Here is a 22,287-nt window from a genome sequence, read left to right on the forward strand (position 1 = left end):
GGCTGCAGCCACTTCTGATGAAGTATACTGCAGCCGGTTTTACGTTTTTATTAGAGTATAACTCTTACTGGTAAAGGTTAACCGATCGCTGCTAACCAAATCAAACCAGCTCCACCTGTTCGGCAGCGCAGGCTTTGTTGTAGAACAGTTTATGTATGTCTATTACCTCCTCGCTGGCACCAGGGCGGCGCTTTACGTACGTGCCGTCTTCGCGCATGATGTAGGAGTTATAGTTATCCAGCAGGTTAAAGTACAGAATGTTGATCGCCTCCCGCTTCAGCTCTGCATTGGTGATCAGGAAGAGCGCCTCGATACGACGGTCGAAGCTGCGCACCATCATGTCGGCGCTGCCGCTGTATACTTTCGGGTCGCCGTTGTTGTGGAAGTAGTAGAGCCTGGAGTGCTCCAGGTACTCGCCCACGATACTTTTCACGGTGATGTTCTCGCTCAGGTCCTCCCGGCCTGGGCGCAGGCAGCAGATACCACGCACAATCAGCTTTATAGGCACGCCAGCCTTCGATGCCTTGTACAGTTCATCAATGATCTCCCTGTCCTCCAGCGAGTTTATCTTCACCACAATGCCGCTCTTCAGGCCTTTTTTTGCGTTGCGCGCCTCGTGCCGGATCAGCTCCATCAGTTGGTTGCGCATGCCTTTTGGAGATGTCATCAGGTATTTGTACTCGTTCGGGCGCGAGTGGCCTGTAATTACATTGAAGAACTCTGACACGTCGTGGGCATAGATCTCGTTTGTGGTCAGCAGGCTGATATCGGAGTAGAGCCTGGCCGTCTGCTCGTTATAGTTGCCACTGCCGATATGTACATAGCGCGTCACCTTCTCCCCTTCCTTCCGGATGATCATCATCATCTTGGTGTGCGTTTTATACTTGCTGATGCCGTAAATCACGAAGCAGCCAGCTTTCTCCAGGCGCTCCCCCTCGCGCAGGTTTCGCTCCTCGTCAAAGCGAGCCTTCACCTCAAACAGCACCGACACGTGCTTGCCGTTCTCGGCAGCCTTCAGCAGGGCCGCAGTGATGCGGCTTTGGTCGGCGAGGCGGTAAATGGTTTGCTTGATACCCAGCACCGAAGGATCCTCGGCGGCGCGCTCCAGCAGGTTCACCACCGGCTCCATGTTATTGTAAGGGTGGTGCAGCAGCACATCGTGCTCCTTCAGGTACTCGAACATGTCCACTCCCTCGCCTGGCAGGCTGAGGGGCGTTATCGGGGCAGGCTGCCTAAAGCCCTTGTCCTTAAACTGGCGGTGGTTAATGATCTGCCACAGGCCGCGCAGGTCTATCAGGCTGTTGATTGTAAACACATTGGCGTTGTCGATCGTCCAGCGCTCCTTCAGGATCTTCATCATGAACTGCGACGGGTTTCGCTCCACCTCCAGGCGCACCACACGGCCCTTCTTGCGCGTCTTCAGCTTCGTCTTTATCTCCTGCACAAAGTCCGCCTCCAGGTCATCCGATTCCTCTAGGGTAAAGTCGCCGTTACGCGTAATGCGGAACAGGTTCACGGAAACGATCTCCACGTTGCGGAACAGCTTCTTTATCTTCCAGCGCACGATATCCTCAATCGGCACAAAGATGATTTTGTCTTTGCGGTTGATCTCATAAAAGCGGGCCAGGTTCTGCGGAATCTGCACAAACGTTACACGGTCCTGCGGCTTGCCCTCGTCGGTGGTGCGGGTTACCACGCCAAAAGTCAGCAACTGGTTCATCAGCAGCGGGAAGCCGTGGTAATTATCGAACACCATGGGCGTAAGCAACGGGTAGATGGTGTTTTTAAAGTATGAATCCGCTTTCTTCTGCTCTATCTCCGTCAGCTCGCTCACCTTCAGAATATCGAAGCCGCTTTTGCTAAACAGCGGTTTGAGCTCGTTATTGAACGTCAGGTACTGGTCGTTTACAAAACGATGGGCATAGTCGAGCAGCTTCTTGCGGAACGGGAGTTCGCGCAGTCCGGAATAGTCCAGACGCTCCTTGCCGTAGTCGATGTAGTTATACAAGCTGCCTACCCGGATCATAAAGAACTCATCCAGGTTAGACGAGGTAATGGCCATGAACTTGAGCCTGTCGAAGACGCTCTTGTTGGCATCGCGGGCCTGGTCCAGCACACGGTAGTTAAAGCGCAACCAACTCAGGTCGCGGCTAATGTATTTACTTTTCTTTATCTGGTCAGAGACCTTACTGATAAGCATGTTTCCTTTCTTTTTCCGGCTTCCTGCAGCGGCAGGAGCCTATTGTACTCATAACTCCAAAATATAAGGATAAAGTATAGGTTATCCTTCATATTGCTCCTGTTTTTTGTTTGGCGGCCGGTTTCCGGTCGTACCCTACACCAAAGGCCCACGTACAAGGAAGGCAAACAACTATAAACGCCATGATCACAACCTCTGCCACCCCTCCTGTTTTGGACGAGTTTCCGCCGCTGCCGCTGGAAGACTGGGAAAGCACCAAGGATACGCTGCACCTGTACCTGCAGGTTGTCGGTAAAATCAGGTTAAAGCTGATGCCCCGCCGCAACCACTGGTGGAACGTGACACTGTACGTGAACAGCCGTGGCTTGACCACAGGCCCTATGCCCTACAGGTTCTTCACGATGGAGTGTGCGTTCGACTTTATAGACCACCAGTTGCACCTGCGCACCAGTACCGGCGCCACCGAAAGCATTGCGCTGCAGGATGGCCTGAGCGTGGCTGTATTTTATACGCAGGTAATGAAGGCGCTGGAGGTGTTAGGTGTGCAGGTGGAGTTGCTGGCAAAACCCTACGACAACAAGAGCACCGTACCGTTTGCACAAGACCATTCCCATGCCACCTACAACCCGGAGCAGGTGCACCGGTATTGGCGGGTGCTGGTAACTGTAGACCAGGTGCTGAAGGAGTTCAGCGGCCGCTTTTATGGCAAGACCTGTCCTGTACACCTGTACTGGCACCACCTCGACCTGACTGTTACCCGGTTCTCGGGCAAACAGGTGCCGGTAAAGCCGGAAGCCAGTGTGGTAGAGAAAGACGCCTACTCGCATGAGGTGATCAGCTTCGGATTCTGGCCAGGTGATGACCAGGTGCGGTTTCCAGCCTTTTACGCCTATGCGTACCCTTCGCCTGATGGCCTGGACAAGGAGCCACTGCAACCGGAGCAGGCCAGCTGGGTAGACTCCAACGGGAGCCCCATGGCGGTGCTGAACTATGAGGAGTTGCGCCTGCTAGACAACCCACGCCAGGCCCTGCTCAACTTTTTGGAAAGCGTGTATCAGGCGGGGGCAAAGCTGGCAAAGTGGCCTATACACGAGCTGGAGGTAAAGCCACTGAGCAAGTTATAACGCTTTGCTACAAGTATAAAAGTATAGCCCGCATCCTCCTCCTGAAGCTGCTTTTCCTGAGTGCAGGGATGAAAGCATCCCTTTTGGTAGCAACAGGTAGGGCTAAGAGACAATCGTACAAGTCAGGCTAAGTTGCTTTAGTTTTATTTGGCTGCTGCCTGCTCCTCACCAACCAGAGGCCAAGCTCCTGGCCTTCCTATAACCTAGGCTTTACTTATACTTTTTAGGGCAGGCCATAAGGTATAGCTGGAAGGATTAACTAAAAGAAAACCTATTGGCCACACTAGAGACGCAGGTCCGGTAGTTTCTAAAGTTTAAACAGTACCTTTGCACTAAGGATATCACCTTCTTACAAAGCAACAAATGTCTTTTTCATCCCTTGGCTTATCAGCTCCGCTAATCAAAGCCACAGAAGCCCAGCAGTACACTAGTCCTTACCCTATCCAGCAGGAAGCCATTCCGGCCATGCTGCAGGGCCGCGACATCCTTGGGCTGGCGCAAACCGGTTCCGGTAAAACGGCCAGTTATGTGCTGCCAATCCTGGAGAAGCTGCAGCGTGCCTCACCGAGCCAGAACAGAGCGGTACCCGTGCTGGTGCTGGTGCCCACGCGGGAGTTGGCCATACAGGTAGATGAGGTGCTGCGCTCCTTTGCCAAGGAGTTACCACGTCAGGTAAAGTCGATGGCCGTGTTTGGCGGTGTTTCCATTAACCCGCAGATGATGAAGCTACATGGTACAGATGTGCTCATCGCCACGCCGGGCCGGCTGCTCGACCTGGTGGAGCACAAGGCGGTACAGCTATCAGAAGTAAAGCTGCTGGTGTTGGATGAGGCCGATAAAATGCTGAACCTGGGTTTTAAGGAGGAAGTAGAGAAGATCTTCTCGCTGTTGCCAGCCAAACGCCAAAATGTCCTTTTCTCAGCCACGCTGCACGAGGAGGTCGCATTTATAGTGGCCGACATGCTGCACAACCCTATAAAAATCAAGATTGAGGAAGAGGCCGTGGTGCCGGAGCTGATCAACCAAACAGCTTACCAGGTAGCCGCAGAGCGTAAAGGACCGCTGCTGCGCTACCTCATCAAGCAGGGGGATATGCAGCAAGTACTGGTGTTTGCCTCCTCTATCCGGACGGCCAACAACGTGGCGGCAAAGCTGGTGAAGAATGGCATTGAGGCAGCCGCTTTCCACGGCGACAAAAGCCAGGGAGCCAGAACGGAGGCGCTGCGCCAGTTCAAGGCCGGTAAGCTGCGCGTATTGGTGGCCACCGACTTGGCCTCCCGCGGCATCGACATAAAATTCCTACCACACGTCATCAATTACGAACTGCCGCGCTCACCCAAGGACTATGTGCATCGTATTGGCCGCACTGGACGTGCAGAAGCCTCCGGAGAAGCTATTTCGCTAATCTCGCCGGAGGAGGAGCATCACTTTAAGGTGATTCAGAAAAAGATGGGCAAGCGCGTTCCCCTGTCGCCAACAGACGAGATTGACCTGGCGGGATTTTAAGCAGGCAAACGTAAGCCAAAAGGCAAGTTTATACTTCTTGGTTCCGGAAGGAACCTGGTTGCAAGGAGTAGTGGCGCATGATCTTCGTCTGTCATGCTCGCCCACAAGATCCTTTCAAAGTGAAACAATGCCCTATTTAACTGGTAAACAAGTATAAAAAAGAACAGGCAAGCTTTTCGGCTTGCCTGTTCTTTTTTATACTTGTTTTTCCTGCTACGGAATCCACTTGATGTCCGAGAAATCCGGCTTGCGCTTTTCCAGGAACGCATTGCGGCCTTCTTTGGCCTCCTCTGTCATATAAGCCAGTCGGGTGGCCTCTCCGGCAAATACCTGCTGCCCTACCATGCCGTCGTCCGTCAGGTTAAAGGCAAACTTCAGCATCTTGATGGAGGTAGGCGACTTTGCCAGAATCTCCTGTGCCCACTGGTAGGCAGTATCCTCCAGCTCGTCGTGCGGAATCACGGCGTTCACCATGCCCATGTCGTAAGCATCCTGCGCGGAGTAGTTACGGCCCAGGAAGAAGATCTCGCGGGCGCGCTTCTGCCCCACCATTTTGGCCAGGTAAGCCGAGCCGTAGCCCCCGTCGAAGCTCGTTACATCGGCATCCGTCTGCTTAAAGATCGCGTGCTCCTTGCTGGCCAGCGTCAGGTCGCAAACCACGTGCAAGCTATGGCCACCACCTACTGCCCAACCCGGCACAACGGCGATCACCACTTTCGGCATAAAGCGAATCAGGCGCTGCACCTCCAGGATGTTCAGGCGCGGCATGCCGGCCTCATCTACATAACCCTGAAAACCACGCGCGTTTTGGTCGCCGCCGCTGCAGAAAGAGTAAACGCCGTCTTTAGTCGAGGGTCCTTCGGCAGAAAGCAGCACCACGCCAATAGACGTGTCCTCGCGGGCATCCAGGAAAGCCTCAAAAAGCTCCGCCACCGTTTTAGGACGGAAGGCATTGCGTACGTTTGGCCTGTTAAAGGCGATACGGGCCACCCCTCCCGATTTCTTATAGGTGATATCTTCGTATTCTTTTACTGTTACCCAGTTTGCTTTGCTCATATCTTCAGATTTTTTGTAAAAATACGGCTTTTCGTACTTTAGTGCCAATGCAGCGGGTGATTTGGTGGATCAGGCATGGCTGAGGCTATACATTATAACCCTAAGGTGCGGATAATCCACCCCGCCCCCAGGTGAAAGCCTCTCATGACTCTCGCTGAAGAAAAAGTTTCACAGCTCCTGCCTCTGAGCGGACAGTTCGCGATCTGTCCTTACAAAGTATAAACCTATTTGCTGGCGCGGGTTTATAACCCGTGCCTTATTATCATGTCGGATTTGCCACCCGACTGGGCCAGAGGCCCAACTGTAGACAGTCCGGAGCGTGGACGCTCCCGCCATAGCAAACAAACGAATTTATCAGAATGAATTATCCCTGCTCCTTTCAGGAGCGAAGCACCTGCTAACTTATACTTCCCTTGTCCGCAGAAACCAAATGGCAGATTCATAATAAGCATAGCCCGGCTACAAGCTAGGCGTTCGCTATACTTATAAGGGGCAATAAAACAGAGAAGCCGCTCCGGTTATACTTCCAGAGCGGCTTCTCATTGGTTATACTTGTGTCAGATCCGGATTACCAGATTCTGATTCTCTCTTCCGGAGCTTTGTAGAGCTTGTCACCAGGCTGCACGTTAAAGGCCTCGTACCAGGCATCCATGTTCACCAGCGGACCAACCGTTCTGTATTGGCCCGGTGAGTGTGGGTCGGTTACGATCTGCTGGGCAGCGGCCTCTGGCAGGATATTGCCTCTCCATACCTGTGCCCAAGACAGGAAGAAGCGCTGATCCGGCGTAAAGCCGTCGATCTTCTCATCAGACTGTCCCTGCTTTGTCATTTTGAAAGCCTCGTAAGCGCCCGCCAGGCCACCTAAGTCACCGATGTTTTCACCCAGTGTCAGCTGGCCATTCACGTTGATAGAGTCCAGCACGGTGTAGCCATCGTACTGCTCTTTCAGCAACTTAGCCTTTGCCTTGAACTTAGCCAGGTCTTCTTCCTGCCACCAGTTGCGCAGCGTGCCGTCTTTATCATACTGGCTACCAGAATCGTCGAAGCCGTGGGAGATCTCATGGCCGATCACAGCACCGATACCACCGTAATTCACCGCGTCATCCGCGTTCGGGTCGAAGAACGGGAACTGCAGGATACCCGCCGGGAACACGATCTCGTTCATCACCGGGCTATAGTATGCGTTCACAGTCGGTGGCGTCATGCCCCAGCGCTCACGGTCTACCGGCTTGCCCAACTGGCTCACCATCTTATTATAGCCCCACTCGCCGGAGTTACGCACGTTTTCAAAGAAAGCATCACGCTTGATCTCCAAACCATCATAGGTTTCCCACTTATCCGGATAGCCTACTTTCGGACGGAAGGCATGCAGTTTAGCCAGCGCTTTCTCTTTCGTGGCAGCGCTCATCCAGTCCAGTTTGTTGATGCGGATCTCGTACGCCTTGATCAGGTTGGCGATCATCTCGTTCATTCTGGCCTTTGCCTCTGGCTTAAAGTGCTTTTGCACATACAGCTGGCCCAGCAACTCGCCAATGGTGTTGTCAGTCAGCTGCGACATGCGCTGCCAGCGTGGGGTCTGCACTTTCTGGCCGCTCAACGCCTGCGAATAGGCAAAGTTGGCATCTGCAAACGGAGTGCTTAGGTAAGGAGCCGCTGATTTCAGCACGTTCCACTGCAGGTACGTCTGCCAGTCAGCAATTGGCGTAGCCGCAAGCAGGTCGTTCAGGTCGGTAAAGAACTTCGGGTTGTTCACCAGAATGGTGTCCTCGCCCGTCACCTTCATTTTGGCCATCAGCGGCTGCCAGTTTATGTTAGACGTGGTCTTGCTGAAGTCGGCAACGGCAAACTTGTTGTAAGTTTTGTACGGGTCGCGCATCTCTACGCGGGCCATTTGCGCCGTGGCTAGCTTTTTCTCCAGGTTAAAGATAGTCTCCGCGTGCTGTTTCGCCTTGGCCTCAGAGGTACCGGTTAGCGTGAACAGCTTGGTGATGTAGGTTTTGTAAGCCTCCTGGATCTTCTGTGTACGCGCGTCATCCTTCAAGTAGTAGTCGCGGTCTGGTAAGGTAGTGCCGCCCTGGCTTAACTGCGGGATCATAGTGTTCGGATCCTTGCGGTCCTGACCTACGTAGAAGCCGAACATCGGAGAGCCCACGCCAGAAGTACGCTGGTAAGCCACCTCATTTAGCACACCCTGAACGTTTTTCACCTTGCCGGCTCTCTTCAGGTCTTTCTTGATTGGCTTGTAGCCCAGCTTATCGATAGCGGCGCTGTCCATGGCAGAGGCGTAGAAGTCGCCTACACGCTTGTTAACGGAGCCAGCCGGGGCGTTTTTGTCGGCCGCAGCCTCATTCAGAATGTCTTTCACGGCCTGGATGTTAAACTCGCGCAGCAGGTTAAAGCTGCCCCAACGTGTTTCCTTGGCCGGCACAGGGTTGCTACGGAGCCAGGCACCGCTGGCATAGGAATAAAAATCGTCGCCTGGCTTCACCGATAGGTCCATGTTGGTCTTATCGATAAAAGGCGATTTAGTTGCAGCGCCTTGCTGCGCAGTAGCCTCTGCGCCATACAGCACAGCAGCCCCGAAAAGTAGTAGTCTCAGGTGATTTTTCCAGTTCGACATGTTTTTCATCGAAGGTTGTTTTAGGTTGTAAAGTTTAGGTTAATGACCGGAGCGACCTTTACAGTCTCCTCAGATTCTAAAATTAAGACTTAAAACACTAACTATATATACATTTTAGTGTTTTAACAGCTTTTGTGCTTTTTCAACAAGCTTAGCTCCTATAAAATTCATTCTTATAAGTATAGCAATATAAAAGCAAGGCCTTGAAGTATGTGCTCTGGCTGCTTCCGGTGTGTTAGAGCGGGATTCTGAGGGAAGGTTTAATTGGGGTGGCAACAGATTAGGGCAAGCAGCGAGCGGGGTGTAGCTGGATATGACTTGTAAGTTATGCTAACCATGCTGTTTATACTTTTGATAGTATGTCTTCAGGTGGCGATTCTGAAGTTACTATCAACTTCTTTTCCGTGTTGAGCCGTTGCGCTCAGGTACTCCAGTATGGCTTGCCGGGCTTCTTCAATGCCTAAATTTAAATCACTTATACTTCCTTCATCTATTGATTAGATACTAAAGCCAACTAAAAAAAGCAGGAGTACCTACTCCCACTACAGATCTTCACTCAATTTGCGGCTTCAACAAAAAAAGCGGCGGCCATACTTTAAAGTATGGCCGCCGCTCTTAGTTATTTCAAAAGCCGAAACTTTTACACGTCTACGCGGGCGTATTTAGAGTTTCGCTCGATAAAGTCACGGCGAGGACCTACCTCGTCGCCCATCAGCATCGAGAACAGGTGGTCGGCTTCAGCGGCTGACTCTATCGTCACCTGCTTCAGGCTTCTGCCGTCCGGGTTCATGGTTGTAACCCACAGCTGCTCCGGGTTCATCTCACCCAGACCTTTGTAGCGCTGTACGTTCACGCTCTCCTCACGGCCTTTGCCCAGCTCCTGAATCGCCTCAAGGCGGTCCTGCTCGCTCCAGCAATAACGCTCTTCCTTGCCTTTCTTCACCAGGTATAGCGGAGGCAGGGCAATATATATGTACCCTTTCTCGATCAACTCTTTCATGTAACGGAAGAAGAACGTCAGGATAAGGGTCCGGATGTGTGACCCGTCCACGTCGGCGTCCGTCATGATGATGATCTTGTGGTAACGCAGCTTCTCCAGGTTCAGCGCCTTGTCATCGTCAGCGGTACCGAAGCTCACACCAAAGGCGGTGATCATGTTCTTGATCTCCTCGTTTTCGTAGATGCGGTGCTCCTGGGCTTTCTCCACGTTCAGGATTTTACCGCGTAACGGCAGAATAGCCTGGAAGCGGCGGTTACGGCCCTGCTTGGCGGAACCACCCGCAGAGTCCCCTTCCACCAGGTAAATCTCACAGTTTTCGGGGTTATTGTCCGAGCAGTCAGCCAGTTTACCGGGTAAGCTGGTGGAGGATAGTACGCTCTTGCGTTGTACCATTTCGCGAGCCTTGCGGGCAGCGTGGCGGGCCTGGGCGGCAAGAATCACCTTGTTTACAATCGTGCGGGCCTCTTTCGGGTTCTCCTCCAGGTACTGGTTCAGCATCTCGCCCACGGCCGTATCCACGGCACCGGACACCTCAGAGTTACCCAGCTTGGTCTTGGTCTGCCCCTCGAACTGCGGCTCAGCCACCTTCACGGAGATAACTGCCGTTAAGCCTTCGCGGAAGTCGTCGCCGTTGATATCCACCTTCACCTTATCCAACATACCTGATTTCTCGGCATAGGTCTTCAAGGTACGGGTCAGGGCGCGGCGGAAGCCTGCCACGTGCGTACCCCCTTCAATGGTGTTGATGTTGTTCACATAGGAGAAGATGTTCTCAGCATAAGATGTGTTATACTGCAGAGCGATCTCCACCGGCACTCCGTTCTTCTCGCTTTCCACGTGGATCGGCTCCGGAATCAGGTTCTCGCGTGTCTCGTCCAGGTACGTCACAAACTCCTTCAGGCCGCCTTCCGAGAAGAAAGTATCGTTCAGCGGCTCGCCCTGCTCGTTCACCTCGCGCAGGTCCTTCAGGTTAATGCGGATGCCTTTGTTCAGGAAGGCCAGTTCGCGCAGGCGGCTGGCAATGGTGTCATACTTGTACTCCGTGCTCGTGAAGATCGAGGCATCCGGCTGAAACGTGACGATAGTACCGGTCTTGTCGGTCTCGCCAATTTCACGCACCGGGTAGGCCGGCACGCCAATGTTATAATGCTGTTCGTATATTTTGCCTTTGCGGTGCACCGTTACGTGCAGGTCAGTGGAAAGCGCGTTTACGCAGGAAACACCCACACCGTGCAGACCACCAGAAACCTTGTAAGTGTCCTTGTCGAACTTACCACCGGCATGCAGCACCGTCATCACCACCTCCAGGGCAGAACGGCCCTCCTTTTGGTGAAAATCTGTCGGAATACCACGCCCGTTGTCGGACACCGTGATGGAATTATCCGGGTTGATGGTTACGTTGATCTCGTCGCAGTGGCCTGCCAGAGCCTCGTCGATAGAGTTATCCACTACCTCCCACACCAGGTGGTGCAGGCCTTTGATGCCGATGTCTCCGATATACATGGCAGGACGCTTCCGAACTGCTTCGAGCCCCTCCAGTACCTGGATACTATTTGCTGAATAATCGTTTGCTAATGATTTTTCTTCTACTTCACTCATTTGTGTATCAGGGTAGATTTAATAGGTAAAATTACCACTTTTATTTCGTTTAAACTATACTTTTGAAAGCAGCACCCTTGGCTTGCCTCCGGCACTACTTTCAGCAGGCTACCTACCGAAGCATAAATTACTAATTTTTAACAATTTACACACCTAAATAGTGCCTCTAAAAGCATTATCTTCCCCTAAAACACAAAAAACACGGCAGCGCGCAAAGCTTCATCTTCGGGATGCTTTGCGCGCTGCCTTTGCTGGTAAAATATATTGCGCTCTACCCCCTAAAAAATGAGTTAAAGCTAGTTTGAGCACAGTTAATCCGCACCGTCTGAGAGCCTGGCCTTTACCTTTACCCGGGCCAACATTTTGCGGTTAAACTCATAGTATTCCGGGCCATAGGGCTGCATGTTATCCAGCTCCTCCACGCCCACAACCTCATACTTCTTTTCTCCGCTCAGGAAGTTCAGCTTGGCCTTTGCGTTCTCCAAAGCTTTCTGCATCAGCTCCTGTTGCAGCTCCTGTTTGCGCTCAGGCTCTACAAAGGTGCCCGTCACGTTCATGTTGAAGGGGAAATTGTGGTCCAGAGCGCTCTGGATGATGCGGCCGTAGGTGGCGCTGTCGGGCACCACCAGGTTATACGTCACACTGGTCTGGAACATGCCTGGCCTGATCTTTTCCTGCCCCATTTGTTCGGGCATGTAGTTGAGGTAGGTATTGTCATTCATCAGCACCATACTCGGCACCACCTGCTGTAGCGAGTCGGCCCAACGGGTAAAGGCAGGGCGCATGTGCATAGGCCCGTTATAAGACAGGTTCAGGCGGTATCCGGCCTCCGGCATCTGCTGCTCATACTCGCCTATTACCTGCAGGTAGTTCTCTTCCTCTGCGGCAGATCGGGTCTCACAGCTGCTGAGGGCACCTAAGCCAAGCAAGGCCGAGCATACCCATACGTTCATTCTTCTCATAGTTATAGGTAGTTGTTATCTATCGTTTCGTTAACGAAAAACATGCCGCACTTCACCTGCAGCCATTGTTACAGCCAAAATTTCTACGCGTTATACCCTCTATCAAAACCACAGGCTTGCGTTAGCACCAAGGCCTGGGATAGACTGTTGCTGCACATCTTGTTGGTGCTGTACCTGCCTGGGGAGGGGAATTAGTTCAGGCTGTCCGATAAGTGCTACTTCTCCTGCCGCTGCTTTCCTTGCCTTCTCCAAATGGCAAAAGCTGACCTTTAGCCGATTACCGCGCAGCATAACCCTGACGCCGGGGCTTCGTTTTTTAAGAATGTATGTTCCATCTAAAATGAAAACAAACTATGGCAATGAATTTTGAAACTTACGTGAAAGACGGAAAGACGTGGCTGAACAGGCTGTGCACTTACCTGGGCATAGATGATGAGCAGAAGGCGGCCCGCATTTTCAGGGCAGTGCTGCACGCTATCCGCGATCGCATCCAGCCGGGAGAGGCAGTTCACCTGGGTGCGCAGCTCCCCCTAATCTGGAAAGGCATTTACTTCGACGGCTTCTCGCTGCACGACCCGGTGCGCATCCGCCACGAGGACGAGTGGCTGGAGTATATCCGCAGCAAGGACTCGGGCGCAGACCAGGCCGATTTCCCTACCCTGGACCACGCCTACTATGCCTACCAGGATGTGATGAGCTTCCTGCGCGACCACATATCCGAGGGGCAGTACAAGCAGGTGGCACAGGCGCTGCACTCCGAAATCACGGTGCCTGCGTAAGGCATTTTGCCCCATCAGCCAACAGAGGCCCGGCCTATAGCCGGGCCTTTTTTATACTTGCAGTTGCCGGCCCGCCGCCATACCTTTGCGGCATGTGGCGAAGCTATGTGATCGGCCTTGGCTTTCTGGTTGTCTATCTCCTGGCAACTTTCCGCTACCTGGCGCCGGTGGTGCAGTACCAACTGGACTATGCCTATATCTCGGAGGTGCTCTGCCTTAACCGCGATAAGCCCGAACTGGAGTGCCACGGCAAATGCCAGCTGCGCAAAAACATGGCACGGCTGGGCCAGCCAGCGCAGCAGAAAGAAGCGATGCAACACCTTATAGCTGCCTATCAGCCTGTGGAGGACGTGCCGCATGCGCTTGTGCTGTTCCCAGCATTTTTTGCCACGGCAGCCTCTGCGCCCCCTGCCATGCCTGTACCCGGCATCCCTACGGCCGTACTCCCTTCTCCTTTCCATCCGCCCCGGCAGGCATAAAGCACAACTTGCGGCACTTAACCGCCCCTACGGCTTTGCCAAAGTATAAACCTTTTTGCCAGTAGAATCATTTTAAAACAAAGGGCAAGCCAGCGCAACTGGTACTGCCCCTATACTTCACAAGACCATAATGAAAAGACATATCTTACTTTTGGCCCTGCCACTTGCCATACTGGGCGCCTGCCAGAGCGGAGCATCCGGAGAGGAGGAGAAAACGGAGCTGGAGACAAAAGTTATGGCTATCCACGACGAGGCCATGGCCCGCATGGGAGACATCTATAAGCTACGCCGCACCCTGCGCAGCATGCGCGACACACTGGAGGCGCAGCAGCAAACTGACAGCACCACCGTACTTGCCCTGGAGCAGGAAATTAGCGGGCTAAACAAAGCCGATGAGGCCATGATGCAGTGGATGCGCCAGTACAGTGCCCCCGACACGCTGCAGCACGAGCAGGCCATGGACTACCTGCAGCAGGAGTTAGTAAAAGTAGAACGCGTACAAACCATCATGGACAGCACCATTGAGGCTGCCCAGACAACCGTAAAGAAATATGAGCAAGAAAAATAAGCTGAGCCTGAAAAGCGGACTGGCGGTAGCGGCCCTCACCCTGGCCTCCACTGCCTTCTACGGCTGCGACAGCAGCACCAAAGAAAACGCACTGCCTATCTACGGCGAACGCGAGCCTGTGGAGCGCACTGTAAATGGCGAGACCGTGGTGGACACCATCTACCACCAGATACCGGACTTCACATTTGTGGATCAGGACAGCCAGCGCGTGACCCAGGAAACGGTAGCCGGTAAGATCTACGTAACGGACTTCTTCTTCACCAGCTGCCCTACCATTTGCCCTAAAATGAAGACGCAGATGCTGCGCGTGTACGAGGCTTACAAGGAGAACCCGAACATCGTACTCCTCTCCCACTCCATAGACCCGGCGCACGATACCGTGGCAGTCTTGAAGGATTATGCCGACAGGCTGGGGATTGAGTCAGAGAAATGGCACCTGCTTACGGGCGACAAAGACAGCATCTACGACATTGCCATGCAGTACCTGGTGCCGGCCCAGGAGGACGAGGGGGCTGAGGGCGGCTTTACCCATGGTGGCCACTTTATTCTGGTAGACGGCCAGCGCCACGTCCGCGGCATCTACGACGGCACCAAAGAGGAGTCGGTAGACAAGCTGATACAGGACATTCCGCTGCTGCTGAACGAGAAGAAAGATGAGAAAAAATAGGCTTGTAATGGTGGCTATGGGGGCATTTGCCCTCACCACCCTTACCCAGTGCTTTACAAAGAAAAAAGACGAGGGCAAGCGCCTCTACGAAACCCACTGCCAGAGCTGCCACATGGAGGACGGCAGCGGCCTTAAGGGCCTTATCCCGCCGCTGGCTCAGGCCGATTACCTGCAGGAGCACCGTGATGCCCTTCCCTGCATTATCCGCCACGGCATGGCTGGCTCTATTGTGGTGAACGGGGTGGAGTATAACAAAGAGATGCCTGGTGTGGAGAGCCTGCGGGCTGACCACATCACGAACCTGCTCAACTACATCCAGACGAACTTCGGCAACAACAACCAGCGCTACACCATGCCTGAGGTAGAGAAGCTGCTGGAGGCTTGCCCACCTCAACAGTAAGCCATGGCTATACTTTTGGTTGTGGCAAACTGTTCCGCTTCCTCCAAACAGCCTCGCCACAGCTTACCGCGCATCCCGAAAGGTTGCGTAACAGGACCTGGTAGGCTCCCCTGGCCTTCTAGGTCCTACCATTTTGTACTCCAATACCCCCGCCTTTTCAAGGGATACTTCGACAGGCTTACTTTACCCTCCACCTTGCCGACAGCATTTTATACTTGTAGCCATTCGCATATCAGCCACGCCAGCGCCTTAGACAATTCGTAAAGTTGCGAAGCTTGACGGGTAGCTGCTGGGCTGCAGCGATGCACCGCAATGTATTTGTAGCCGGTAGCCTGTGGGCAACATTCCCTCTTACAGCACCGCGGTGCATCTTATTTGCACTGCAGCAACAATATCTTTGGAGCGTTAGCCCTGTTCCTGTTAAATAAATACAGTAATTTTAGTATATTCGCTTAAGGGTTAAGTATAGTGCTCCAGTGGTACAAAAACATCTCCCCATCGGGCTTGTTGTAGCCAGATATTCCAAAGAGCTTCTTCAAAACTCATGATCAACATAGCTGAAAGACACCAAAAGATTATCTCTAAACTGCAGCAGGAAGGCAAGGTAAATGTGGCAGATCTATGCACAGACATGGACGTATCCTCTGTTACGATCCGAAAAGACCTGAAGCTACTGGAGGACAAAGGGCTGTTGTTTAGAACCCACGGTGGCGCCACGCTGAACAACCCTTACACCACTGATCGCTCCGTAAACGAAAAGGAAAAGATCCAGTCTACGGAGAAGATGCAGATTGGGACTGCCGCTGCCAAGTTGCTGCAACCCAACGACTCTGTGTTGATCGCCTCAGGCACCACAGTGCTGGCGCTCGCAAAGAATATCCAGCCCAAAGGAAGCCTCTCCGTCATCACCTCTGCGTTGAACGTGGCCCTGGAGCTGATCCGGCACCCGGAGATTGAGGTGATTCAGCTGGGTGGCCTGGTGAGGAAAAGCTCTTCTTCTGTTACCGGTCCTTATGCCGAAAGCATCCTGAATGATTTTTCTTTCAGCAAGCTGTTCTTAGGAGTGGATGGGGTTGACCTGGAGTTTGGGTTGACCACCACCAATGTGATGGAGGCGCACCTGAACCGGCAGATGATCAAAGCGGCCCAGAAAACCATTGTGTTGGCTGACTCCACCAAGTTTGGCAAGAGAGGCTTTGGCAAAATATGCGGGTTCGAGGATGTGGACCAAATTATCACAGATAAGGGTGTCTCGGATTATGTGGTAAGAACCTTAGAGGGCATGGGCATTAAAGTAACGATTGTTTAATGCTCCCTACCCTAACAGAAAAGCCTGCTACATGAGCAGGCTTTTCTGTTAGGGTGCTAATGGGCATACGCTACTTCAGGTACTTCCCTTTTTTAAGGACCTCTGCCCACTTTTGATAACCTTCATGGGTCAGGTGCAGCCCATCATGAGTATAAGCCTCTACCAGGCGGCCCTCGCTGTCGGCAAATTCCGGATGCAGGTCTATGAGCGTGATGTTTTCAGCGGCAGCCAGCTTTTTCAGCTCGCTATTGAGCCACGACACATTCTCCTCACGGTTGTAGTGCCGCTTAAACTTGGTAAAGCTGTTGTTGGTAGGCAGCAACGTCTGGACGTACAGCTTCGTGGACGGGCTCTCCGCCTTGATCCTACGGATGATCTTTTTATAGTTATTCAGGATCAAACTGTCAGGGATGTTTCGGGAAATGTCGTTGATCCCGATCAGCAGGAATATTTTGGCTGGCTTACCTTCCGTCACCTCGTCTAAGCGCTCCAGCACACCGTACGTGATATCACCGGATATACCTCTATTCTTTGCGTGCTTCAGTTCTAGCAGCTCACTCCAGTCAGGGTGAGCGGTCAGGCTGTTGCCTAAAAAAATAATATCCTTTCGGGAGTTGGGGTAAGCACGGAACTGATCTACCTGCACCTGGTACGTGGCGGGGCGGTAGGTACTGTCCCAGGCGGCTACTTCCTGCGCCATGCCTTTGCCCGGCAGCACAACTGCCGTAACTGCCAGAAAGCCGCCCCACACAAACTTAGTTAGTAGGCTCATACGTTGAATTGCTTTGTGTTTTCGGATTGTCTTAATCTTATGAGTGAGAGAGCAACTACAGCCCCTGCTCCACAAACAGGTCTGGGTAGTCTGAGATGATACCGTCTACTCCCATCGCCTTTAGCCGGGCTATCTCTTCCGCTGTGTTCACCGTCCAGGGCACAAGCTTAATGTCGCGTTCGTGGCACTTCCTTACCAGGTCCTCGGTTACGAGCTTATAGTTGGGGCTGTACACATCCGGCGTGAAACCCAGCTGCTCCAGGTTCTCCTCAAAGCTATCCTGGTTGCTCACCAGCAGGGAGGCCCTGATGTGCGGGTACTGCCGGTGCAGCGCCTGCAGCGCGCGTTTGTCAAAAGACTGTATAATCACGTAAGGAGTGATGTTCTTCTGCTCCACAACCTCCACCACCAGCTTGGTAAACTCAGCCGGGGCTGGATGGTACTCGTTGTCTTTCCCTTCTTTTGATTTGACTTCGATGTTGTAGAACACCTGTGGCAGGTTGTTAGCCTTCAGGTAAGTTTGCACGGAGTCAATCAACTCGGACAGCAGCGGAATATGTGCCTCCATCTTTTGCTGCCTCGGATACAGCTCATACTGTTTGGAGCCGGTATCAAACTGGCGCACCTCCGCATAGTCCATCTGATACACGGTATATGCCTGGCTTTGCTCCTTTGTGAAATCGCTGCCATCAGGCCTTAGCGCATACAGATGATTGATATGCGGATCGTGTGTGACCACGACTTTGCCATCTTTGGTAACGTGGCAGTCCATTTCAATTGTCGTCACCCCCAGCTCTATCGCTTTGATCATGGCCGGGATCGTGTTTTCTGGCATCAGCCCCCGTGCGCCACGGTGCCCCTCCGTATCAAAAGCAGGCAGGGGCACCTTCTGCTGAGAGGTGTTTTCGCTACTCTTGCAGCCACTGGCAAGTATAAGGGTGGCCAGGGCTATACTTAAAAATCTCTTCATGTACTTGGTTAAGCTATAAGGGTGTTAGGAAATTCTAGCATCGGCGGCCTGTTCATACGTGTGCCCGAAGCGGTCTGTCGCCACTACTTTCACTGTTTTCACGTCCGGGGTGAGCGAGGCTTTGAAGAGGTGGTCTGTCTCGTATGGTTCAGCGAAACCGCGCTTCTCTGGGAGTTGCTTCCCGAAGTATAGGTTGTAGGCCATGGGATCGAAGCCCTCCGTGTTTTGCAGCGTGCCCATGTAGTCGCCGTCAGCCCACCACTCTACCTTCCACTCCGGGTCCCAGTTCCACACGTTGGCAACCATGTTCTTCTGGCCGTCCTGCTCCTCCACATGCACAACCAGTTGGTGGGCTTTTTCCTGTCCTGTAGACTTGTAGTACCAGCTGAGCTCGTTGCCATTTACCTCGTACACGCCATAGCCCCTGGGGGCGCCGTCGCTGCAGATAGGCCCCGTCCACCAGGCGCCGCAAAGGGTGCCGTGTATGTGCTCGTATACTCCCTCCCCTGCTATGTTCTGGTTAAAGTGCGTATGGCCACTCATGATATGCACCTGGTAGCCCTTGAGTATATCCAGCAGTTCCTGCTTGTTTTCTACCCCACGATGTATGGGAATGTGGGCCGATAGCACTACCAGGTGATCCTTCGGCACGAAGGCCAGGTCTTTCTTCAGCCAATCCAGCTGCTGCTGCGACACGTGGCCGTCATACTTTTTCCCCTCACCCAGGTAGCGCACGTCATCCAGCACTACATAATGCACTTTGCCTCTGTTAAAGGAGTAGTAAGTGGGGCCGTACATCTTTTTGAACGTCTTGTCGGAAACGTCATCCCCTCCCTGGTTCAGGTCCATATCATGGTTGCCCAACACCTGGAAGAACGGTATGCCTGTTCCTGCCACTGCTTCGTCATACTTCTCGAAGAGCTCATGCTCATCCCACACTATGTCGCCTACTGTTATGCCGTGCACCAGCGCGCCCGCCCCAAACGACTGCACCAGTTGCTGCACGTCGGGCATGGATTGTGTCAGCATCTGTCGCACGTCCTCCTGGTTCTTTACCTGCGGGTCTGCCCATACTATAAACCTATGGTTTGTGTCGTCCTGCTCCAGCTTTGTCAGCTCAAAATCATAGCGGCCACTGCCTTCTGATAGGCGCTGGTAGTGTTTGGCAATTCCATTTTCGTTTGGCAACGCATATCCCGCTGGAATGGAGAGGAACACAAACTCGGCCTTGCTGTTGACAGGCAGTTTATACTTACCCCTGGCATTTGTTTGCACCACATGGTAGCCATCGGAAACAGCAATATTCGCCAGGCCCTTGCCATGGGCTTTCACAGTGCCTTTAACTTTTGCCTTAACGCCTGTATCGAGGCCAAAGGCGGCCTCTGCGCTAAGTACCAATCCGCCCGACAGTAGTAGAACGTTATTGATGAAGTCTCTTCTTTTCATGATGCAGTAAGTAAAGTTTTATAAGCCAGGGATTGCTTTCAGTTCTTCGAAGTAGGCGGTATAGGTATCGTAGAGTGCGTGGTCTTTCAGCAGCAGCATGGTTTCGTTGTTGTTGCGGAGCGCATTCTGGGTGAAGTTATGAGAACCCGTGATCACTATGTTGGCGTTCTCTCCCTCCCAGGCACCCTCTATCAGCAGAAACTTGGCATGGATGTTCACCTGGAGCTTACTGGATTCAGTCATGTTGTAAACTTTGAGGTATGCGCCTTTCTCTTCCAGGGCGCGTAAGCCGGCCAGAATGTCCTCGCTGATGCTACTCTTTACCACCAGCTCTATTGTCGCTCCCTGGTCCAGCAGTTCCGCCAGCTTCTCCACGATGTTCATGCGGGAGCTGGTCCAGTCAGACATGCCGATGCGGATAACGGCTCCGGATGGCTCTGTGATCTTTTGTAGCAACTCGATGATGGAGTCCTCTCCGTAGGCAGCGCCTTCCCGGCGCTTTGGCAGGAAGTATGCCGATATACCCGCTGCAGGGTCATGATACTCGGTATAGTTGTAGCCCGTCATGCCTTGCTGTGCCCTTTGCTTCATGTCCTGCCAGTATCCGAGGTAAGCACCATACAACCCTTTGTGGGTAAGGAACACGGCATCCTGCACTTTTCGGGTGCCGGAAAGTATAAAGTTATGGGAGGTCTGCAGCACCAGGTCCGTGGCTTCACCGGCTTGGGTGAGCACCTTAGAAAAAAGCACGAACTTGTTATGGTTGATGGCAATGCTTCCGGCGTCGCTGTCAACTACCACAAGCTCGGCGTTTTCGGATAATTTTGCTTTCAGTTGCTTGATGGTGTAGGGGTTGATTTTCTGGCTTTCTTCCCGGCTAAGGTCCAGCATCAGGTGCAGTTTTACGCCGCGCGCGTCTGCTCTCTCCAGTGCATCCACAAGTTCCGCATAATCAAACATGTAAATGCTGATGTGTATCTCGGCCCCTTCCGGCGTGGCGTCGATAAGCGCAATCAGCCGATCCAGGATCTCGGTGGAGGATGTCCCACGGGACAGCTTATCCGGGCTGGTAAACACGGCCTCCGGGAAAGAAGCCGTTACAGGTTTTGCCGCCGCAGGTAGCTCCGGCTGTGGGGTGTCGGGTTCATCGTCAGAGCTGCTGCAGGCAGAAATCAGGAATAAGAAAATGTAAACAAAGAGTAAACGTAGGTACTGCATAGGAAAAGTTTGTGTAAGGCTGCCCCAAAAAGGCAGCCTTACCTGTTCAACATCAGGCGGAGCGCGGCGGCCCCGCCTGCAAAATTCACCTTAAACGTAATCTAGTTAATCTTTTTCCCACCAACCTTTGATGTTGATGTTGTCGCCGCCCATGCGGTTCGCGGCTGCCTCGTAGTTGTCACGGTTGTAGATTTTCACTTCCTCCGGATAAACAAACCTTACAGGCACCTGCTTTTCGTTCTCCATGACTTCCGTTTTAGGAAGCACGGGGAGACCAGTGCGTCGGTACTCGAACCACTGCTGGTAGTCGTTGAAGACCAGGGCCAGGTACTTCTGCAGCATAATGCGCTCAAATGTGCCATCGTAAGCGGCAGCCGGGTTCTCAAAGTAATCTGCCGGCACCTCAGCCCCCCATTGCCTGATGGCGGCGGTTACACCGGCCTGATAGTGCGCCTGTGCGTCAGAACTGATGATGCCTTTCTGCGCCAGCTCCGCCTTAATGAACTCCACCTCGGCATAGCTCATGATCACTGAGATCATAGGCGCTGTCACTAACTCTGTGTTCATGCCAGAGGGCACGTAGTCAAACTGCTGCGCCGGGTCGTATCCGCTGGGAACACCTTTAAAACCCATAGCTACCCCGTCGCTGGACCTGGCGGGTGTATAGAACTTCTCCACCCGTGGGTCGTTCATAGCGTTCAGGTTATCAATAAAGAACTCTGAGCCAACGGTATTGAGGGTAAAGTCACTCGCGCGGCCCCAAGGCGACATATTAGGGTCCACGCCTGTGATCTGAAGTATGGCAGCCTGGCTGTTAGAGGTAAACACCGGGCTTTCCGCCGGGTTGTTGATGATGGCCGCCATACGCTCATACGTGTTCATCTCCTCCCGCTTCGACACACGCAGCAAAAGGCGCAGGCGCAGCGAGTTGGTGAAGCGCTGCCAATTCTGGATGTTGTTGCCATACAGAATGTCCACGCCATAAGCCATAGGCTTTGCCTCGTCGTAGAGGCTGTTGGCTTTCTCCAGGTCCGCCAGCAGGGTTCTGTATACTTCTTCCTGCGTGTCAAACGTCGCTTTCAGGATGCCTTCCTCCGCGCTTACCGCATCCTTCATCGGGATGTCCCCGAACGCGTCAGTCAGGTTGGAGTAGATCCAGGCCTTCAGCGTCAGGGCGATTGCCTGATAATTCGGAGCTTCTGCCTCTATGGCCGCCTGCTCCATTTCCTTCACGTTCAGCAGCCAACGGTAAGAGGTATTCCAGGTGGAGTTACCAGCCCCCTGGGTGATGACGTAGCGGTGTTCGCCACCGGCGGCACTCGGGAAGGGCACACGCACCTGCATGATCTCGAAAGTGTATGCGTTGGCGCGGGAAGTGCCAAAGGTGCTCATCTCGTAAATAATGGGATTAAGCAGCGTGCCAGGGTTGATCTTATCTACCCGGTTTGGGTCTATGTTCAACTCTTCCAGATGGTCGGAGCAGGAAGTGGTGGCTACACCGGCACAGCTCAGGCCCAGGAACAACAGCAGTATTCGATTATATTTTGTCATGTCTTTCTTCTGGTAAAGGCCGCCGGAAGTATGGGTTATACTTACCAGCAGCGTCTATACT

At 53.0% G+C, this 22,287-nt stretch carries 18 protein-coding genes; 8 read left to right on the forward strand and 10 right to left on the reverse strand.

Annotated features, from left to right (window positions below):
• Window positions 1–100 precede the first annotated feature (100 nt).
• Window positions 101–2,200 (reverse strand): polyphosphate kinase 1, encoded by a 2,100-nt coding sequence (gene ppk1, locus PXG97_RS04925; protein WP_276496603.1) that lies wholly within the window; start codon window positions 2,198–2,200, stop codon window positions 101–103.
• 182 nt (window positions 2,201–2,382) lie between these two features.
• Here ppk1 and PXG97_RS04930 point away from each other — a divergent pair, with 182 nt between their 5' ends.
• Together PXG97_RS04930 and PXG97_RS04935 are read left to right on the forward strand one after the other, a co-directional pair.
• A complete protein-coding gene (locus tag PXG97_RS04930) occupies window positions 2,383–3,324 on the forward strand; it encodes a DUF5996 family protein (RefSeq protein WP_276496604.1) in 942 nt (313 codons plus the stop codon).
• 363 nt (window positions 3,325–3,687) lie between these two features.
• Window positions 3,688–4,830 (forward strand): DEAD/DEAH box helicase, encoded by a 1,143-nt coding sequence (locus tag PXG97_RS04935; RefSeq protein ID WP_276496605.1) that lies wholly within the window; start codon window positions 3,688–3,690, stop codon window positions 4,828–4,830.
• A 213-nt stretch (window positions 4,831–5,043) separates the two neighbouring features.
• Here the strand turns inward: PXG97_RS04935 and PXG97_RS04940 are convergent, their stop codons facing one another.
• The 4 genes from PXG97_RS04940 to PXG97_RS04955 form a co-directional block, all read right to left on the reverse strand.
• Window positions 5,044–5,886: a 1,4-dihydroxy-2-naphthoyl-CoA synthase gene (locus PXG97_RS04940; RefSeq protein ID WP_276496606.1), complete on the reverse strand. Its 843-nt coding sequence runs from the start codon at window positions 5,884–5,886 to the stop codon at window positions 5,044–5,046.
• Between the two features lie 568 nt (window positions 5,887–6,454).
• Window positions 6,455–8,386 (reverse strand): M13 family metallopeptidase, encoded by a 1,932-nt coding sequence (locus PXG97_RS04945; protein ID WP_276496894.1) that lies wholly within the window; start codon window positions 8,384–8,386, stop codon window positions 6,455–6,457.
• A 760-nt stretch (window positions 8,387–9,146) separates the two neighbouring features.
• Window positions 9,147–11,105 (reverse strand): DNA topoisomerase (ATP-hydrolyzing) subunit B, encoded by a 1,959-nt coding sequence (gyrB, locus tag PXG97_RS04950; RefSeq protein WP_276496607.1) that lies wholly within the window; start codon window positions 11,103–11,105, stop codon window positions 9,147–9,149.
• A gap of 311 nt (window positions 11,106–11,416) precedes the next feature.
• Window positions 11,417–12,067 (reverse strand): SIMPL domain-containing protein, encoded by a 651-nt coding sequence (locus PXG97_RS04955; protein WP_276496608.1) that lies wholly within the window; start codon window positions 12,065–12,067, stop codon window positions 11,417–11,419.
• 353 nt (window positions 12,068–12,420) lie between these two features.
• Here PXG97_RS04955 and PXG97_RS04960 point away from each other — a divergent pair, with 353 nt between their 5' ends.
• From PXG97_RS04960 to PXG97_RS04985, 6 genes are all read left to right on the forward strand, one after another.
• Window positions 12,421–12,846, forward strand: a complete 426-nt coding sequence (locus PXG97_RS04960) for a DUF2267 domain-containing protein (protein ID WP_276496609.1) — start codon at window positions 12,421–12,423, stop codon at window positions 12,844–12,846.
• Window positions 12,847–12,938: 92 nt separating this feature from the next.
• Window positions 12,939–13,325 carry a hypothetical protein gene (locus PXG97_RS04965; protein ID WP_276496610.1) on the forward strand — a complete coding sequence of 129 codons (387 nt, stop codon included), beginning with the start codon at window positions 12,939–12,941 and terminating at the stop codon, window positions 13,323–13,325.
• 130 nt (window positions 13,326–13,455) lie between these two features.
• Window positions 13,456–13,893, forward strand: coding sequence for a hypothetical protein (locus tag PXG97_RS04970; protein ID WP_276496611.1), 438 nt, complete (start codon window positions 13,456–13,458; stop codon window positions 13,891–13,893).
• Window positions 13,877–14,560: an SCO family protein gene (locus PXG97_RS04975; protein WP_276496612.1), complete on the forward strand. Its 684-nt coding sequence runs from the start codon at window positions 13,877–13,879 to the stop codon at window positions 14,558–14,560. The genes PXG97_RS04970 and PXG97_RS04975 overlap by 17 nt, the downstream gene beginning before the upstream one ends.
• The gene (locus tag PXG97_RS04980) at window positions 14,547–14,960 is read left to right on the forward strand and encodes a c-type cytochrome (RefSeq protein ID WP_276496613.1); all 414 of its coding nucleotides are present in this window, start codon (window positions 14,547–14,549) and stop codon (window positions 14,958–14,960) included. Before PXG97_RS04975 ends, PXG97_RS04980 begins: the two co-directional genes overlap by 14 nt.
• 544 nt (window positions 14,961–15,504) lie before the next feature.
• Window positions 15,505–16,269: a DeoR/GlpR family DNA-binding transcription regulator gene (locus tag PXG97_RS04985; protein WP_338088594.1), complete on the forward strand. Its 765-nt coding sequence runs from the start codon at window positions 15,505–15,507 to the stop codon at window positions 16,267–16,269.
• Between the two features lie 70 nt (window positions 16,270–16,339).
• Here PXG97_RS04985 and PXG97_RS04990 read toward each other — a convergent pair whose 3' ends face one another.
• The 5 genes from PXG97_RS04990 to PXG97_RS05010 all read right to left on the reverse strand — a co-directional run bounded on the left by PXG97_RS04990 (window position 16,340) and on the right by PXG97_RS05010 (window position 22,226).
• Entirely contained in the window at window positions 16,340–17,041 is a 702-nt protein-coding gene (locus tag PXG97_RS04990) for a GDSL-type esterase/lipase family protein (protein ID WP_276496614.1), read from the reverse strand.
• A gap of 55 nt (window positions 17,042–17,096) precedes the next feature.
• Window positions 17,097–18,011 (reverse strand): glycerophosphodiester phosphodiesterase, encoded by a 915-nt coding sequence (locus PXG97_RS04995; RefSeq protein ID WP_276496615.1) that lies wholly within the window; start codon window positions 18,009–18,011, stop codon window positions 17,097–17,099.
• A 24-nt stretch (window positions 18,012–18,035) separates the two neighbouring features.
• Window positions 18,036–19,457 carry a calcineurin-like phosphoesterase family protein gene (locus PXG97_RS05000; protein ID WP_276496616.1) on the reverse strand — a complete coding sequence of 474 codons (1,422 nt, stop codon included), beginning with the start codon at window positions 19,455–19,457 and terminating at the stop codon, window positions 18,036–18,038.
• Window positions 19,458–19,475: 18 nt separating this feature from the next.
• Entirely contained in the window at window positions 19,476–20,675 is a 1,200-nt protein-coding gene (locus PXG97_RS05005; RefSeq protein ID WP_276496617.1) for a phospholipase D-like domain-containing protein, read from the reverse strand.
• Window positions 20,676–20,780: 105 nt separating this feature from the next.
• The gene (locus PXG97_RS05010) at window positions 20,781–22,226 is read right to left on the reverse strand and encodes a SusD/RagB family nutrient-binding outer membrane lipoprotein (RefSeq protein WP_276496618.1); all 1,446 of its coding nucleotides are present in this window, start codon (window positions 22,224–22,226) and stop codon (window positions 20,781–20,783) included.
• Window positions 22,227–22,287 lie beyond the last annotated feature (61 nt).

Source organism: Pontibacter litorisediminis, assembly GCF_029360645.1.
Classification (GTDB): domain Bacteria; phylum Bacteroidota; class Bacteroidia; order Cytophagales; family Hymenobacteraceae; genus Pontibacter; species Pontibacter litorisediminis.